The organism is Stenotrophomonas sp. P5_A9, from assembly GCF_056400525.1.
Genome location: NZ_JBFULC010000079.1, coordinates 1 through 16,388 on the forward strand (window position 1 = coordinate 1; position 16,388 = coordinate 16,388).

Genomic DNA, 16,388 nt, shown 5'->3' on the forward strand with positions numbered 1-16,388 from the left:
GTTGACGATGCTCACGTTGACGATGCTCACCGCCAACGGGCTCAACCCGAATCGCGGCGGGATATCGCAGACCTCGGCGGCGGACGCGCGCATCTGCCTCGCTGTTTTCACGGCCCCGGCAGACCGGGTCTGCGAGGCTTGCCCTGCCCCCACCCCGGAGAGCGCGCATGCGCCCCTTGCTCCTGCTTGCATGCCTGTCGCCGCTGGTGACGTTGCTGCCGGCCACCGCGTCCGCCGCCGAGGTCTGCGATATCCCGCCGCGATTCGGGTTGAGCCCGTTGGCGGTGAGCATCGTCAACACCGCCTGCAACGAGCATCGCCTGTGGTATCGGCCGTTCATCGATCGCGATGGCCGTGCGGCGAGCCTGAGCGTGACCGAAGCCGAGGACGTCCACCTGGCCGACAATGGTCTGGTTGCCTGGCAGCGGGTGGTCGGTTACTGGCGGCAGAGCGGCACGTTGTCGCCGATGGGCAGCCAGCCGGGCGCGTCGAGCTGCATGGCCCCGCCGGGGACGCGCTACACCGACAGCGACTGCCGGGCGTTTCTGGTCGACAACCCGTGGTCGGCCGCCTTCATTTCCTGGGTCATGACCCGCGCCAGCGTGCCCGGCTTCACCCGCTCGCCGCGCCACATCGACTACATCCGTGCGGCCTACCAGAACAGCGGACCGTATCGGATGGCCGATCCGACGCAGGAAAAACCGGCGCCCGGTGACCTGCTGTGCTACCTCCGCGATCGGCGCGAAACCTTGAGCTACAGCGGCCTGGTGCAGTCGCTGGGCAGCGGCGCGGTGACGCATTGGAAATCGCATTGCGAGGTGGTGATCGCTGCCAACATGGGCGGTGATCGCACCCTGTACCTGATCGGCGGCAATGTGATGAACACGGTGGCGATGCGCAAGCTTGACCTGGACCGTAGCGGCCGGATCGAGCTGCCGCCGGCCAAGGCGAGCACCAGCGACGGGGTGGACCCGGGCTGCACACCCGGCCGCGAGGAAGAATGCAGCTTCAACCGCCAGGACTGGGCTGCCCTGCTGAAGCKGGTGGCCACCGCGCCGTCGATGGCGCCGATGCCGCCACCGGACCCGGCAGGCACGTCGGCACCGCCATGGGTTCCGCAGGGAACACCAACGCCGCCGCCGGCGTCGCCCCACCCCGGCGCGCGCGCGCTGCCACCGGCGCCGACGCCGCCAGCACCGGCAACGACGCCCCCGGTGCAGTCGCCGCAGACCTCCTAGCGCGTACCACGCGCAAGGCTTGATCCGCGCCGCGTTCGTCGCCATCTTGGAGGTTCGACCTCCCTGACCGCACCGAGTCACCGATGCCCAGTTTGATCCTGTTGATGATTGCCGGTGCGTTCGCCTACGCGTTTTGGAACGCCTCGCGTGCGGCCGCCGAGCGTGCCGGCGAGCTGGGCCGCAACGCCTGCCGTGCCGCCGATGTGCAATGGCTGGACCAGAGCGTGCACGGCACCGGCCTGCGCGTATGCCGCAAGCCCAACGGCTGGCTGGGCTGGGAGCGCACCTTCAAGTTCGAGTACTCGCACGATGGCGTGGACCGCCACACGGGCCGCATGGTGCTGCGTGGCGATGAGCTGGTGGCGTTCGTGGGACCGTCGGCGGCGCGGATCAGCGAGATCCGGCGCGGCGTGGATACCGGCGGCGCCGAGGACGTCTGAGCAGCCGACCCTGCGTAGGCGCCCCCAACAAAAATGGCCGCCTTGCGGCGGCCACGGGTGCTTTATTTGACTACGCGCAGATGCGGGCGGCCGCTCGGCTTGGGCGGCGCGTCGTCCGGCGGGGTCGGGCTGTCGTCGGGCGGCAGCTCGTCGTCCGGGCCGGGATCGTGGCCGGGGATGTCATCGGGCAGGGCCATGCCCTGCCCCGTCTCGCGGGCATACACCGCCAGCACGGCCGAAATCGGCACCTGCACCGGATAACTGGTCCCGGAGAAGCGGGCCGAGAAGCTCACGCTGTCATTGTCGATATGCAGGCGTACGACGGCACGTTCGGCGATGTTCAACACCACCCTGCCGTCCTTGACCGCGCTCTGCGGCACCTGCACGCCGGGCATGCCGGCGTCCACCAGGATGTGCGGCGTCAGGTCGTTGTCGTTGATCCATTCCACCAGTGCCCGCAACAGGTACGGACGGTGGCTGGTCATGCGGAAAGTGTCTTCTGTCATGGGGGTAGAGCCGAGCCGTGCTCGGCTGCAGGGATCCGATTGCGCAGTGGCAAGTGTACGCGCCCGCACCGGCGCCGGTCAGCACCCGCGCGCCGAACGTAAAGCGCCGATGCAGTCAGCTGCACCGGCGGGCCGGGCTCAGCTGGGCAGATCGCGCAGCTTTTTTTCCTGGTCGGTCAGGCTGCGGATGAAGCCCGGGTGGCGGAAGATCCGGTTGCCGTAATCCTCGATCGACTTGCCATCCTTGGGCAGCGGCACGTCCAGCGACTGCAGCCGCCACACGATCGGTGCCATCGCGCAATCGGCCAGGCTCATTTCCGGGTTGAGGAAGAACTTGCTGGCCTTGAACAGCGGCACCGCGCTGGTCAGCAGTTCCTTCAGGCGCTTGCGCCCGGCCTCTGCCTGGGTCTTGTTGCCGAGCTGGATGGCCTGCACCTGCGGCACCCAGTCGTGTTCGATGCGCAGCATCGCCAGACGGATGCGCGCGCGCGACAGCGGATCGACCGGCATCAGCGGCGGGTGCGGGTAACGTTCGTCCAGGTATTCGCTGACCACCGAGGCCGCGTACAGCACAAGCTCGCGCTCCACCAGGGTGGGCACGGAATGGTACGGGTTGAGGTCGATCAGATCCTCGGGCGGATTCTGCGGGTCGACCGGGACGAAGTCGTAGCTCACGCCCTTGGCCGCCAATACCAGGCGCACGCGATGGCACAGGACATCGTCGTTCGAGGAAAACAGCGTCAGGGTGTTCCGCATGCGTACGCTCGCCGCCATCAAAGGCTCTCCAACGTCCGGTAACCGCCGGTCGTATCGGCGCCGCCAGCCCATTGCCAGCGGTCGTCACAGTACCCGAGTGTGCAACTGCCCATCACAAAAGCCAATAGGCCGATCGACCCCTGATCGGATCGATCGATGCTCGGCGGCGGGATGGCGCTCAGTGCACGTCCTTCCAGTATTCCTTCTTGAGCAGGTACGCCAGGAAGGTGAGCAGCGCAAGGAACAGGATCACCCACACGCCGAGCTTCTGGCGCTTGAGCGCGGCCGGTTCGCCGGCGTACTCCAGGAAGTTGGTGATATCGCGCACCGTCTGGTCGTACTCGGCAGCGCTCACGTTGCCCGGCTGTTCGATCTTCAGCCCGACCACCGGCGCGTCTGCCCCCGGGCTTTCCGGCTTGCCGTGTATCGCGTGCTGCAGGCCCTGCATCTCCCATAGCGGGTTGGGCATGGAGGCATTGGGGAAAAGTCGGTTGTTCCAGCCCAGCGGCCGGGACGGATCGAGGTAGAACGACTTGAGGTAGGTATAGACCCAGTCACTACCTCGCACCCGGGCGATCAGGCTGAGGTCCGGCGGCATCTTGCCGAACCATTTCTCGGCCTGGGCCTTGGGCATGCTTACCGGGATCTGCTCGCCGATCGGGGTGCCGGTGAAGTTGAGGTTGGTCATGACCTCTTCTTCGCTCAGGCCCAGGTCGGCCGCCATCCGCGAGTAGCGCAGGTACTTCAGCGCATGGCAGCCGGAGCAGTAGTTCATGTACAGCTGCGCGCCGCGCTGCAGCGAGGCGCGGTCGCCGAGGTCGTTGCCGGCCTGCAGGGTGGTGCCGCCTTCGGCGGCGCCGGCCAGGCTGCTGGCCAGCATCAAGGCGGCCGCGCAGGCCAGCCGGACAATCCAGTGGTCAGTCATGCGTGGTCACCCGATCCGGTACCGGTTTGGTCCTGTCCAGCCTGGTCCATAGCGGCATGGTGATGAAGAAGGCGAAGTACAGGAAGGTCAATACGCGGCCCACGTAGGTTTCATGTGCGTCGGTGCCGGGGCCGGAGCCGATCACACCGAGCCAGACGAAGCACACCGCGAACACGCCGAGCAGGCCGCGCGAGAGCCAGCCGCGGTAGCGGTAGGACTTGACCCGCGCGCGGTCCAGCCACGGCACCAGGAACAGGATCGCGATGGCCGAGAACATCACCAGCACGCCACCGAGCTTGTTGGGCACCACCCGCAACATCGCGTAGTACGGGGTGTAGTACCAGACCGGCTTGATGTGCTCGGGCGTGACCAGGCGATTGGCCTCGGTGAAGTTGTCGTGTTCCAGGAACAGGCCGCCGAAGGCCGGGGCGAAGAAGATGATGAAGGCGGCGATGATCAGCAGGAACCCGGCGCCCACCCCGTCCTTGAGCGTGTAGTAGGGATGGAACGGGATGCCGTCGGTGGGCGCGGTGGCCGACCAGCGGTTGCCCTTGGGACCCTTCTTGATTTCCACGCCGTCGGGGTTGTTCGAGCCGACTTCGTGCAGCGCGCCCAGATGCAGCACCACCAGCAGCAACAGCACCAGCGGCAGGGCGATCACGTGCAGGGCGAAGAAGCGGTTGAGGGTGGCGTCGCTGGGCAGGTAATCCCCCATGATCCATTCGGTCAGCCCGGTACCGATCACCGGAATCGCGCCGAACAGCGAGATGATCACCTTCGCGCCCCAGAACGACATCTGCCCCCACGGCAGCACATAGCCCATGAAGGCTTCGGCCATCAGCACCAGGTAGATCAGCATGCCCAGGATCCACACCAGCTCGCGCGGTTTCTGGTAGCTGCCATACAACAGCCCGCGGAACATGTGCAGGTAGACCACGATGAAGAACAGCGAGGCCCCGGTGGAGTGCATGTAGCGGATCAGCCAGCCCCACTCCACGTCACGCATGATGTACTCGACGGAGGCGAACGCTTCGGCCGCATCGGTCTTGTAGTGCATCGTGAGGAAGATGCCGGTCACGATCTGGTTGACCAGGATCAGCAGCGCCAACGAACCGAAGTAGTACCAGATGTTGAAGTTCTTCGGCGCGTAGTACTCGGTCACGTGCTTGCGGTAGACCGGCATCAGGCCGGGGGCGCGCGTGTTGACCCAGTCGGCGACGCCGGTGGCGGTGCGGGAAAGGATGTTGGCCATGGTCAAGCCGCCCCCTGCGGGTCAACGCCGATGATGATGGTGTTGTCGTCCTGGTAATGGTGCGGCGGCACCAGCAGGTTGATCGGCGCCGGGACATCCTTGAACACGCGACCGGACATGTCGAAGCGCGACTTGTGGCAGGGGCAGAAGTACCCGCCCTTCCACTGGGGGTCGTACGGCTCGGGGCGGATCTCGGCGACCATCTCCGGCGAACAGCCCAGGTGGGTGCACAGCCCGACCAGGACCGAGACCTCGGACTTGATCGCGCGGAATTCGGGATTCTGCTTGAGCACGTAGGCCGGCTGCTGGTCCTTGACCCCGGATTCGGGATCCTTGAGCCGATCATCCAGGCCGTGCAGCGCGTCCAGGATCGCCTTGGAGCGCTTGACGATCCAGATCGGCTGTCCACGCCATTCCATGACCAGTCGCTGGCCTTCCTGGAGTGCGCTGATATCGGCAATCACCGGAGCACCGGCCAGCTTGGCGCGGGCGCTGGGATTCCAGGACTTGATGAACGGCACTGCTGCAAATCCGACGCCGACCGCTCCGACCACCGCAGTGGTTGCTGAAAGGAATCGTCGACGTCCAGTATCGACTGGATCGTTTACCCCATCGTTGGCCATCCGGCACTCCGATATTGATTTAGGTAGCTTGAGGCTGCCAGCAGACCGGTGGGGGCCAGTCCACATTGAATCAGCCGCGAGTGTAGCTGAACCGAAGTCGGCCACACAACGCGGTACTACGGAACGACATTACGACACGACATTACGGCATGGAGGCCAGCCAGCGCCATGGGCGCGTCGGCTCACTGGGTGGTGGCCTGCGCACCACGGTAGCGTTCGGCCAGCTGCGCCACCCGCTTCACGTAGTACTGGGTCTCACTGTAAGGCGGTACGCCACCATGGCGATCCACGGCACCCTCGCCTGCGTTGTAACCGGCGGCGGCCAGGGTGAGGTTGCCGTTGAAGCGCTTGAGCAGCCAGGACAGGTACTGCACGCCGCCGCGGATGTTCTGCGCGGCGTCGTAGGAGTCGGTAACGCCGAAGCGGCGCGCGGTGGGCGGCATCAGCTGCATCAGGCCCTGGGCGCCGGCGCGGCTGAGCGCGGTCGGGTTGTAGGCCGATTCGGCGTGGATGATCGCGCGGACCACGGCTTCCTCGACCCCGAACTCGCGCGCGGCGGCGGTGATCTCGCTCTGGAACGCGGTGGTGTTGAGCCGCACCGAGCCGAAGTTCACGCCGGGGTTGGCCCCGCAGGCGTAACAGCGCTCGATGAAGGTGTAGTGGATGGTGCGCACCGGGCCGAGGCTGGCCAACTGCGCCGGGCGGGCGCTGGTGTAGTGGCGCACCCCGTCCTTCATGTAGGAGTAGACCTGCCCGCTCACCACGCGGCCGGCTTTGTTGGCCCGCGCGGCCGGGGCCGACGGCGCGCTGAGCACCGTGGCCGATGGCGCCGGGCCGCTGGCGGTCAGGGCGGTGCCGGTGTTGGCGCGATCGGCCTGGACCGGGCTGGCGGGCGCGCTGGCGGTCGCTGTCGGGACCAGTGCAGGCGCTGGCGCGGCGACCGGTGCCGGCGGCGGGGTGTAGCGGCGCGGCGCGCCGCGGTCGGGCCGGTAGCTGCTGACCACGCTGCAGGACGCCCCGGATACGCGCTTGCTGACATAACTGGGCACGCCGTCGGCACCGAGGCACTTGTACAACGTGCCCGCACTGGCCGGCATAGCGGTCAGCGCAGCCAAGGCCAACGCAGCGATCCCCAAGATCCCCTTCATTGTCGGGAGTGTCCCAACTTCGGCGGTGGTTGCCAAGGGGTTGACGCCGGCCGCCAGCGCGGATCGGCCCTGAACCCGTCCGGGGAGTGCTTCCGGCATACAATGCACGGCTCATCGCAGCCAACCGGCTGCCTGCCCGCCCACCCGACTGGAATAAGCGCCATGACCGGGACGCCAGCTTCGACCGCGCCGACTTCGGCCGGCTCCGCCTTGCCTGCCGCCACACCTGATTCGCCCGCCCCCCGCCCCGACCTGATCGCCCTGCCCGGCTCCCGGCCACAGGTGACCGGACCGGTGCGCGGCAAGCTGTACATCAAGACCCACGGTTGCCAGATGAACGAGTACGACTCGTCCAAGATGGCCGACGTGCTGGCCGCCGCCGAAGGCCTGGAGTTGACCGACGACCCGGCCGAGGCCGACGTGCTGCTGATGAACACCTGTTCGATCCGCGAGAAGGCGCAGGAGAAGGTGTTCAGCCAGCTGGGCTACTGGAAGGCGCTGAAGAACAACGGCCGCGGCGTGATCATCGGCGTGGGCGGCTGCGTGGCCTCGCAGGAAGGCGAGGCGATCATCAAGCGCGCCCCGCACGTGGACCTGGTGTTCGGCCCGCAGACCCTGCATCGGCTGCCGGAGCTGATCCGCCAGCGGCGCGAATCGGGCAAGTCGCAGGTGGACATCAGCTTCCCCGAGATCGAGAAGTTCGACCGTTTGCCTGAGCCGCGCGCCGAGGGCGGTTCGGCGTTTGTGTCGATCATGGAAGGCTGCTCGAAGTACTGCTCCTTTTGCGTGGTGCCCTACACCCGCGGCACCGAAGTCAGCCGTCCCTTCGAGGACGTGGTGGTGGAAGTTGCACAGCTGGCCGCGCAGGGTGTGCGCGAAATCAACCTGCTGGGCCAGAACGTCAATGCCTACCGCGGTCCGTATGGGGACGGTGAGTTCGCCGACCTGGGCCTGCTGATCCGCACCATCGCCGAGATCGACGGTGTTGGCCGGATCCGGTTCACCACCTCGCACCCGCTGGAATTCAGCGACTCGCTGGTGGATGCCTACCGCGATGTGCCGCAGCTGGCCAATTTCCTGCACCTGCCGGTGCAGGCCGGCAGCGACAAGGTGTTGTCGGCGATGAAACGCGGTTACACGGCCCTGGAGTTCAAGGCCAAGATCCGCAAGCTGCGCGCCGTGCGGCCGGACATCTCGATCAGCTCGGACTTCATCGTCGGCTTCCCCGGCGAGACCGAGGCCGACTTCGAAAAGACCATGAAGCTTATCGAAGACATCGGCTTCGACCACAGCTTCTCCTTTATCTACTCGCGTCGCCCGGGTACCCCCGCGGCCGATCTGGAAGACACGATCAGCGATGCCGAAAAGCACGCGCGCCTGTCGCGCCTGCAGGCGCGCATCAACGAACAGGCTGCGGCGATCTCGGCCAAGATGGTCGGCACCGTGCAGACCGTGCTGGTGGAAGGGCCCTCGCGACGCGATCCGAACGAGTTGACCGGCAAGAGCGAGAACATGCGCTCGGTGAATTTCCCCGGGCACCCGCGCCTGATCGGGCAGTTCGTCGATGTGGTGATCACCGAGGCGTACAGCAATTCGCTGCGCGCGCGGATGGTGACGAGCTGAGGGCGCGCCGGCCAGCGGCGGCGGCACCTCGGGCCGCCGTTCCCACCAGCGCGCCCCACGCGGCATAATGCCGCGCACCAGGCGCGCGACTGCGCCTGCACCGCCGGCAGTGGGCGGCGGTGCGGGTCTGTTCAAGCTGCAGCAGCGAGGTTCCGGCGCGGACCAGCCGACCCGTCGCAGCCAACGGCACCCATCGGCCGGACACAGACACGACCAGTGACATCGGACGCCGTTCTGCAGGAGGAGATGCGCCGTCGCCTTGCGCACACCTCCGTGAAGAAGAGGTCAGTCAACGCCGCGCTGGTCATGAAATGATCACCTGGCGCAGACCCTTGCCGCCATGGGCGCCACGGTGCTTATCCACATGTTTCTCCAACATCCACCCACAACCGCTGTGGATGAACGCGCGCGGCGTGACGCTTTTTTGACCACGACCGCGGATCGTCTGCCGCACTAGGGCCCACGCAAGCTATCCACAGGTTGCCGCACCGTCCTTGCACAGACACTGTGGAGAACCGCGCCTTCGCTGGCGGCCAACGTGGCTGCGCGCTACCCTGTGTTTCCCATCCCAACGCTGCGGCCGGGTCGCTTCGACCGATGGCTGCCTGACGCAATGACGGCACTTGCACAACGCGACTTCACCCTGGTCCCGGAAGACAACGAACGCCTGGCCAATCTGGCTGGCCCGTTCGACGAGCACCTGCGCCAGATCGAACTCAAGCTCGGCGTGGAGATCGCCAACCGCGGCCCTGTGTTCCGCGTGACCGGCCCCAAGCGGGTGATCGAAGAAGCCAAGACCCTGATCGAGGCCCTCTACGCCGAAGCGGCCGAGGTCACCTTCGACAGCCACGCCATCCACCTGCGGCTGAACCAGGCCAACGTCGAACACGTCGTCGACGGGGCCTATGAGGCGCAGGACGTGACCATCAAGGTCAAGCGCGGCACGGTGCGCGGGCGCGGCGCCAACCAGGCGCGCTACCTGCACCAGATCACCACCCACGACATCAATTTCGGGATCGGCCCGGCCGGTACCGGCAAGACCTTCCTGGCAGTGGCCAGCGCGGTGGACGCGTTGAACGAGTCGCGCGTGCAGCGGCTGATCCTGGTGCGCCCGGCGGTGGAAGCCGGCGAGAAGCTGGGCTTCCTGCCCGGCGACCTGAGCCAGAAAGTGGACCCGTACCTGCGCCCGTTGTATGACGCGCTGTACGAAATGCTGGGCGTGGAAAAAGTGCTCAAGCTGCTGGAAAAAAACATCATCGAGATCGCGCCGCTGGCCTACATGCGCGGGCGCACGCTCAACGATGCGTACGTGATCCTGGACGAAGCGCAGAACACCACCGTCGAGCAGATGAAGATGTTCCTGACCCGTCTCGGCTTCGGCTCGACCGCCGTGGTCACCGGCGACCTGACCCAGACCGACCTGCCCAAGCACGTCAAATCCGGCCTGCGCGATGCGATCGAGGTGCTGCGCGATGTCGAGGGCGTCAGCTTCACCTTCTTCGAAGCCCGCGACGTGGTCCGCCACCCGCTGGTGGCACGCATCGTCAGCGCGTACGACCGCCGCGACCTGCAGCAGGTAAAACCCGGCGCGGAGTAGACGTACACTGTCCACTTCCGATTGATCTGAACTACCGGTATCGCCATGACCAAGGGCCCCGTCCGCCTCGATGTAGCCGTCAGCTACGCCCTGCCCCGTGCCGGGCTGCCCTCGGCGGTGAGCTTCCGCAAGTGGGTTGCCGCCGCGCTCAAGGGCCGCATCCGCGAGGCCGACCTGGCCATCCGCATGGTCGATGCCAAGGAAGGCCAGTCGCTGAACCGGCATTACCGGGGCAAGGATTACGCCACCAACGTGCTGAGCTTCCCGGCCGAGGTGCCCGAGGGCCTGCCCAAGGGCGTGAAATTCCCGCTGCTCGGGGACCTGGTGATCTGCGCCCCGGTGGTCGCGCGCGAGGCGGAGGAGCAGGACAAGCGACTCAACGCCCATTATGCGCACCTGACCGTGCATGGCGTGCTGCACCTGCTGGGCTGGGATCACGAGGACGACAAGGAAGCCGAGGCCATGGAGCAGCTGGAACGCGACATCCTGGCCGAACTGGGCATCGACGACCCCTACGCCAACGAGAACTGAGCCGCCCGCCGGTGACCCACGGATTTTCGATGATCGCCTTCAAGACCGCCTGCCTGGGCCTGCTGGCCCTGCTGCCCGCCACCAGCGTCGCCGCCCCGCTGGACCTGGCCGCCCTGATCGAATGCCGGCAGGGGCTGGCCGACTACAACGCGGTGGCGCCGGTCGTGGCCGACCCGCTCAAGGCGGTAGCCAACGGCCTGCAGCCGCTGCCGCAGTCCAATCAATTCATGAGCGAATTCCGCCTGGCCATGCCCGTGACCGTATTCGGCCAGCAGACCGAGTACATCGCCGTGGCCGGGGCCAGCATCATGGCCATCCTCGACCTGGCCGACCCGCGCCCGATGGCCAAACGGCTGGCGCTGGAGGATGGCGTGGACAACCCGGACAAGTTCATGGCCGGGCGCGAGCTGGTCAGCCGCGACGTCACCGACCCGACGACCGGCGAGCCGATGATCGAATCGGTGATCCTGAGCCTGTCCACCGTCAAGACCCACCCCGGCAAGACCCTGGCCGGCTGCACCTACAGCCTGGACCTGCCGCCGGAGGAGGAACCGGCCCCGGACGCCGCCCCGGGCGCCCCCGCCCCCGGCGGGCCCGTGAAGGCAGCGCCCGCCGGCGGACGCTGACAGCGGCGCGCATCCTGCTAGACTGAATCCAACGCCCGGCTCGCCGGGTGCCTTTTTTTCCAGAGATGTCTGAAGACGACAGTAGTGGCTCCAATGTGGAGCAAAACGAAAAGAAGCGCAGCTGGCTCGAACGCCTGACCTCTGCCTTCTCCGGCGAACCCCACACCCGCGACGAGCTGGTGGCGGTCCTGCACACCGCGCAGGAAGATGGGCTGATCGCCGCCGACACCCTACGCATGATGGAAGGCGCGATTTCGGTCGCCGAGCTGACCGTGGGCGACGTGATGATCTCGCGTTCGCAGATGGTCTCGCTGCCGGTGGAGGCGCCCTTCCTGGAACTGATGAAGCAGGTGGTCGAATCCGGCCATTCGCGCTTCCCGGTGCACGGCGACAACAAGGACGACATCCTTGGCGTGCTGCTGGCCAAGGACCTGCTGCGCGGCGTGGTCGCCGACCACGGTCCGGCCAACGTGCGCGAACTGCTGCGCCCGGCGGTGCTGATCCCCGAAGCCAAGAAGCTCAACGTGCTGCTCAAGGAGTTCCGGCTCTCGCGCAACCACATGGCCATCGTGGTCGATGAGTACGGCGGCGTCGCCGGGCTGGTCACCATCGAAGACGTGCTGGAGCAGATCGTCGGCGAGATCGACGACGAGCACGACGAGGCCGAGGACCACACCGCGCAGATCGCCATCCAGGCCGACGGCCAGTACGTGGTCGATGCGCTGACCGCGATCGAGGATTTCAACGAGCGGTTCGGCGCCGACTTCCCCGACGACGACTACGACACCATCGGGGGCCTGGTCACCGAGGCGATCGGCCACCTGCCCGAAACCGGCGACGAGCTCAGCCTGGACCGCTTCGTGTTCCGGGTGGCGCGTGCCGATGCCCGCCGCGTGCAGGCGTTCCATGTGACCGTGCTGTCGGCGGACACCGACACCGAGGATTGATCAACGCCATGCGGCCCCTGCTGAAGCGGTGGCCGTCGTGCCGCCTGTTGTTCCTGTCGTGGTTGCTCCTCCTGGCCAGTGTCCCGTTCGCGGCGCTGGCGCAGGAGGCTGCCGCCACGTCCTCCGATACGCCGGTCGCAAGCGATGAAGCACCCGCGCCCGGTGTCGCTGCGGACATGTCCCCGGCGCCACGCATTGGCGTGGTGACCATGCAGCCCGGCGAGATCTTCTTCGAGCGCTTCGGCCACGATGCGCTGGTCGTCCTGGACCCGCGCAATGGCCAGGCCATCTCCTACAACTTCGGCTATTTCGATCCGGGCGAGCCGGACTTCATCGGCCGCTTCGTGCGCGGCGACATGATGTACTACCTGGTGGCGCTGCCGCTGGACGAAGACATGTCGTACTACCGCGAGAGCGGCCGCGGCGCCAGCATCCAGTGGCTGGACCTGGACCCGCAGCAGGCCCGCACGCTGGCCGCAGGCCTGGCCGAACGCGCCAAGCCCGAGAACGCGCGCTACCACTACGACTACTACACCGCCAACTGCGCCACGATGGTGCGCGACACCATCGACCAGGCGCTTGGCGGCGGCCTGCATTCGCAGCTGTCCGGTCGCTCGCGTGGCAACACCTACCGCAGCGAATCGGTGCGGTTGGCCTCGCCCTCGCCATGGATGTGGCTGGGCTTCGACATCGGCCTGGGGCCGTTCGCCGACCAGCCACTGTCGCGCTGGCAGGAAGCCTTCGTGCCGATGCGACTGGCCGACGCGCTGCGCCAGGCCCGCAACAGCGAAGGCCGTCCGCTGGTGCAGGCCGAGCAGGAACTGCTGCCGCACCGCATCGCGCCCGAACCCAAGGAATCCCCGCGCCACTGGTGGCCGTGGCTGCTGTGTGGACTGCTGGCCGCCGCGGGCGTAATCGCCCTGCGCACGCGTCGGCGCGTGCTGGGCGGTATCGCGCTGCCGCTGTGGCTGTTCTGCGGCATCGCCGGCGCGCTGCTGACTTACCTGTGGGGCTTCAGCGCGCATCAGGCGGCGTGGGCCAACCGCAACCTGCTGGTGCTCTCGCCGCTGTGCCTGCTGCTGGTTCCCGGCGCGGTCACCGTGCTGCGCGGGCGTGTGCCGCGAGCGTGGTTCCGCATCGTGCTGTGGGCGGTGGCGCTGTCGGCCGCGCTGGGCCTGGTCCTGCACTGGCTGAGCCTGCAGGCGCAGGTCAACCTGCAGTGGATCGTGTTGCTGCTGCCGGTGCACCTGGCGCTGGCGTGGGTGCTGGGGCGTCGTGACTTGCCCGTCACGGGCCGCTGACGCACGATGCCGCCCATGGAAAGTACCGCACCCGTCAATCCGCCCTGCGTCATCAACTGTGTCCATTACGATGATCAGGGCAAGCGCCACGACATCAGCTTGGACGCGATCAGCGATGTGATCGAAAGCGGCAACGGCTTCGTCTGGGTCGGTCTCTACGAGCCGGCTGACAGCGTGCTGCTGAAGCTGCAGGAAGAATTTTGCCTGCACTCGCTGGCCATCGAGGACGCACGCAACGCGCATCAGCGCCCCAAGGTGGAGTCGTACGGCAACTCGCTGTTCGTGGTGGTCACCACCGCGCAGATGGTGGACGAGCGCATCCAGTACGGTGAAACCCACGCCTTCCTCGGGCCGCGCTTCCTGGTCACCGTGCGCCACGGCGCGTCGCTGTCCTACGCCGCGCCGCGCGCGCGGGTGGAGCGCGAGCCCGAGCTGCTGCGCACCATGGGCCCGTCGTACTGCCTGTATGCGGTGCTGGATTTCGTGGTCGACAACTACCTGCCGATCACCCAGCGCTACCGCGACACGCTGGAGCTGCTGGAGAAGGACATCTTCTCCGACAGCTACAAGCGCCAGACCGTCGTGCGCCTGTACGAGTTGAAGCGCGAGCTCAACAAGATGCGCATGGCCGTGGCGCCGCTGCAGGACATGCTGGCGCAGATCAAACGCTACCAGGGCGAGCTGGTGCCCGATGAGGTGAAGCTGTACCTGCGCGACGTGCACGACCACGCGGTGCGGATCAGCGATGTGATCGATACCCTGCGCGAGATGCTGGGCACCGCGCTGAGCGTGAACCTGTCGCTGGTGACGCTGGCGCAGGGCGAGACGGTCAAGCGCCTCGGTGCCTGGGCCGCGCTGCTCGCCGCGCCGACCTTGATCACCAGCTGGTACGGCATGAACTTCACCCACATGCCCGAGCTGGACAAGCCGTGGGCGTACCCGGCGATGATCATCGGCGTCGGCGCGATCTGCGTGGGGCTGTACCGCCTGTTCAAGCGCGTCCGCTGGCTCTGAGGTCGGCCGGTGGTGCGACGCCAAGCGGCGATACGCAGGTAGTGCCGGCCGCTGGCCGGCTCCAGAAAAACCCGGATTCACGCCGGGTGTTTGGAGATTTCGAGCAGCCGACCAACGGCCGGCACTACCGGTTCCAGCGGCCCTGCCGGGCCGCTCCGATCAGGCGACGTAAACGGTCTTGATGTTCATGAACTCATGGATGCCATGGTCGGCCAGCTCGCGGCCGAAGCCGGAGCGCTTGGTGCCGCCGAACGGCAGGCGCGGGTCGCTCTTGACGATGGCGTTGACGAACGCCGCGCCGCATTCCAGGCGCTTGGCGATCGCTTCGCCGCGCTGCGCGTCGCCGCTCCAGACACTGCCGCCCAGGCCGAAGCTGGTGTCGTTGGCCACACGCAGCGCGTCTGCGTCATCGCGCACGCGCACGATGGCCGCCGCCGGGCCGAACAGTTCTTCGTCGTAGGCAGGCATGCCGGGGCCGACATTGTCCAGAATGGTGGCCGGGTAACCGGCATGGCTGCCGGCTACCGGCTCGCCGCCGAGCAGGACCTTGGCGCCCTTGGCCACGCTGGTCTGCACCTGCTTGTGCAGCTCATCGCGCAGGTCGGCACGGGCCATCGGCGCCAGCGTGGTCTTCTCGTCCTGCGGATCGCCGTACACGCGCGCGGCCGCGGCAGCGACGAACTTCTCCACGAACGCATCGGCGATCGCGTCGACCACGATGAACCGCTTGGCGGCAATGCAGGTCTGGCCGCTGTTGTCGAAGCGCGACTTCACCGCGGCGGCCACCGTCTTGTCGAGGTCGGCATCGTCAAGCACGACGAAGGCATCGCTGCCGCCCAGTTCCATGACGCACTTCTTGAGCTGGTCGCCAGCGGTGGCGGCGATCGAGCGTCCGGCACGTTCACTGCCCGTCAGCGTGACCGCCTTGACCCGCTTGTCGCGCAGGACGTCGGCGGCCTGGTCGTTGTCGATATGCAGCACGTCGAACACGCCCTCGGGCAGGCCGCCATCGCGGCAGACGGCGAGGATCAGGTCGGCGCACTGCGGGACGTTGCTGGCATGCTTGAGCAGCGCGACGTTGCCGGCCATGAACGCCGGCGCGAGGAAGCGGAACACCTGCCAGATGGGGAAGTTCCACGGCATGACCGCGAAGACGCAACCGATGGGCTCGTAGCGCACGTAGCTGCGCTGGGCTTCGGTGTCGATCAGCTGCGGCTTGAGGTAGTCGGCGGCGTGGTCGGCGTAGAACTCGCAAGCCTGGGCGCACTTTTCGATTTCAGCGAGCGCTTCGGCCTTGAGCTTGCCCATTTCGCTGGTCATCGCCTGCTGGACATCGTTCTTGCGCTGGCGCAGTTGCGCGGCAATGCCGCGCAGGATGGCGCCCCGTCCCTGCAGGGACTGCCCCGACCACAGCGGGAAGGCCTTGGCGGCGGCGGCCAGGCGCTGTTCGATCTGCGCGGCATCGAGCAGTTCGTGGCGGTAGGTGACCTGGCCGGTGGCGGGGTTGATGATTTCAACGGTCATCGCGGTGCTCCGAAAGACAGGCGGTGATTGTGCGCTGCGGCCTGTGAGCCGGATGTTGCCGGATGGGTCGGGAAGGCTGTTCTGGTTGCGACATGGGGTCGCAGATGTGGGTGGGCCGCAGAAAGCACCGTTTCATGGGCGGGTGGTTGGCACGGTGCGGGTGGGATGCCGAAAGCAGCGTTTCATTGGCGTGTGGTTGGCGCGGTGCGGGTGGGATGCCGAAAGCAGCGTTTCACTGGCATGTGGTTGGCACGGTGCGGGTGGGATGCCGAAAGCAGCGTTTCACTGGCGTGTGGTTGGCACGGTGCGGGTGGGATGCCGGGACACGCCGTGAATC

General features: G+C 67.0%; 16 protein-coding genes. 9 read left to right on the top strand and 7 right to left on the bottom strand.

Annotation, left to right across the window (positions count from 1 at the left end):
• The first annotated feature begins 167 nt into the window (after positions 1 to 167).
• Together AC1DR7_RS18165 and AC1DR7_RS18170 are read left to right on the top strand one after the other, a co-directional pair.
• Positions 168 to 1,238 (top strand): DUF2272 domain-containing protein, encoded by a 1,071-nt coding sequence (locus AC1DR7_RS18165; protein WP_478076600.1) that lies wholly within the window; start codon positions 168 to 170, stop codon positions 1,236 to 1,238.
• An 83-nt stretch (positions 1,239 to 1,321) separates the two neighbouring features.
• Positions 1,322 to 1,678: a DUF3301 domain-containing protein gene (locus AC1DR7_RS18170; RefSeq protein ID WP_256776198.1), complete on the top strand. Its 357-nt coding sequence runs from the start codon at positions 1,322 to 1,324 to the stop codon at positions 1,676 to 1,678.
• 62 nt (positions 1,679 to 1,740) lie between these two features.
• Here AC1DR7_RS18170 and AC1DR7_RS18175 read toward each other — a convergent pair whose 3' ends face one another.
• From AC1DR7_RS18175 to AC1DR7_RS18200, 6 genes are all read right to left on the bottom strand, one after another.
• Positions 1,741 to 2,184, bottom strand: coding sequence for a ClpXP protease specificity-enhancing factor (locus AC1DR7_RS18175; protein ID WP_312237405.1), 444 nt, complete (start codon positions 2,182 to 2,184; stop codon positions 1,741 to 1,743).
• A 138-nt stretch (positions 2,185 to 2,322) separates the two neighbouring features.
• Positions 2,323 to 2,958: a glutathione S-transferase N-terminal domain-containing protein gene (locus AC1DR7_RS18180; protein WP_256776200.1), complete on the bottom strand. Its 636-nt coding sequence runs from the start codon at positions 2,956 to 2,958 to the stop codon at positions 2,323 to 2,325.
• Between the two features lie 160 nt (positions 2,959 to 3,118).
• Positions 3,119 to 3,820 (bottom strand): cytochrome c1, encoded by a 702-nt coding sequence (locus AC1DR7_RS18185; RefSeq protein ID WP_256776216.1) that lies wholly within the window; start codon positions 3,818 to 3,820, stop codon positions 3,119 to 3,121.
• A gap of 37 nt (positions 3,821 to 3,857) precedes the next feature.
• Positions 3,858 to 5,117, bottom strand: a complete 1,260-nt coding sequence (locus AC1DR7_RS18190; protein ID WP_256776201.1) for a cytochrome b — start codon at positions 5,115 to 5,117, stop codon at positions 3,858 to 3,860.
• 2 nt (positions 5,118 to 5,119) lie between these two features.
• Entirely contained in the window at positions 5,120 to 5,740 is a 621-nt protein-coding gene (gene petA / locus AC1DR7_RS18195; RefSeq protein WP_256776202.1) for a ubiquinol-cytochrome c reductase iron-sulfur subunit, read from the bottom strand.
• Between the two features lie 182 nt (positions 5,741 to 5,922).
• Positions 5,923 to 6,888, bottom strand: a complete 966-nt coding sequence (locus tag AC1DR7_RS18200) for a lytic transglycosylase domain-containing protein (protein WP_478052632.1) — start codon at positions 6,886 to 6,888, stop codon at positions 5,923 to 5,925.
• A gap of 162 nt (positions 6,889 to 7,050) precedes the next feature.
• Here AC1DR7_RS18200 and miaB point away from each other — a divergent pair, with 162 nt between their 5' ends.
• From miaB to AC1DR7_RS18235, 7 genes are all read left to right on the top strand, one after another.
• Positions 7,051 to 8,511, top strand: coding sequence for a tRNA (N6-isopentenyl adenosine(37)-C2)-methylthiotransferase MiaB (miaB, locus tag AC1DR7_RS18205; RefSeq protein ID WP_256776204.1), 1,461 nt, complete (start codon positions 7,051 to 7,053; stop codon positions 8,509 to 8,511).
• A 613-nt stretch (positions 8,512 to 9,124) separates the two neighbouring features.
• On the top strand, positions 9,125 to 10,108 hold the full coding sequence (locus AC1DR7_RS18210) for a PhoH family protein (protein ID WP_256776205.1): 984 nt from the start codon (positions 9,125 to 9,127) through the stop codon (positions 10,106 to 10,108).
• Positions 10,109 to 10,153: 45 nt separating this feature from the next.
• Positions 10,154 to 10,639: an rRNA maturation RNase YbeY gene (gene ybeY / locus AC1DR7_RS18215; RefSeq protein ID WP_256776206.1), complete on the top strand. Its 486-nt coding sequence runs from the start codon at positions 10,154 to 10,156 to the stop codon at positions 10,637 to 10,639.
• 29 nt (positions 10,640 to 10,668) lie between these two features.
• Positions 10,669 to 11,265 (top strand): hypothetical protein, encoded by a 597-nt coding sequence (locus AC1DR7_RS18220; protein ID WP_457319087.1) that lies wholly within the window; start codon positions 10,669 to 10,671, stop codon positions 11,263 to 11,265.
• Positions 11,266 to 11,330: 65 nt separating this feature from the next.
• The gene (locus tag AC1DR7_RS18225) at positions 11,331 to 12,212 is read left to right on the top strand and encodes an HlyC/CorC family transporter (protein WP_256776208.1); all 882 of its coding nucleotides are present in this window, start codon (positions 11,331 to 11,333) and stop codon (positions 12,210 to 12,212) included.
• Between the two features lie 8 nt (positions 12,213 to 12,220).
• Positions 12,221 to 13,513 (top strand): lipoprotein N-acyltransferase Lnb domain-containing protein, encoded by a 1,293-nt coding sequence (locus tag AC1DR7_RS18230; protein WP_457319088.1) that lies wholly within the window; start codon positions 12,221 to 12,223, stop codon positions 13,511 to 13,513.
• Positions 13,514 to 13,528: 15 nt separating this feature from the next.
• Positions 13,529 to 14,527, top strand: a complete 999-nt coding sequence (locus AC1DR7_RS18235) for a magnesium and cobalt transport protein CorA (protein WP_256776210.1) — start codon at positions 13,529 to 13,531, stop codon at positions 14,525 to 14,527.
• Positions 14,528 to 14,686: 159 nt separating this feature from the next.
• Here AC1DR7_RS18235 and AC1DR7_RS18240 read toward each other — a convergent pair whose 3' ends face one another.
• A complete protein-coding gene (locus tag AC1DR7_RS18240; RefSeq protein ID WP_478052175.1) occupies positions 14,687 to 16,051 on the bottom strand; it encodes an NAD-dependent succinate-semialdehyde dehydrogenase in 1,365 nt (454 codons plus the stop codon).
• Positions 16,052 to 16,388 lie beyond the last annotated feature (337 nt).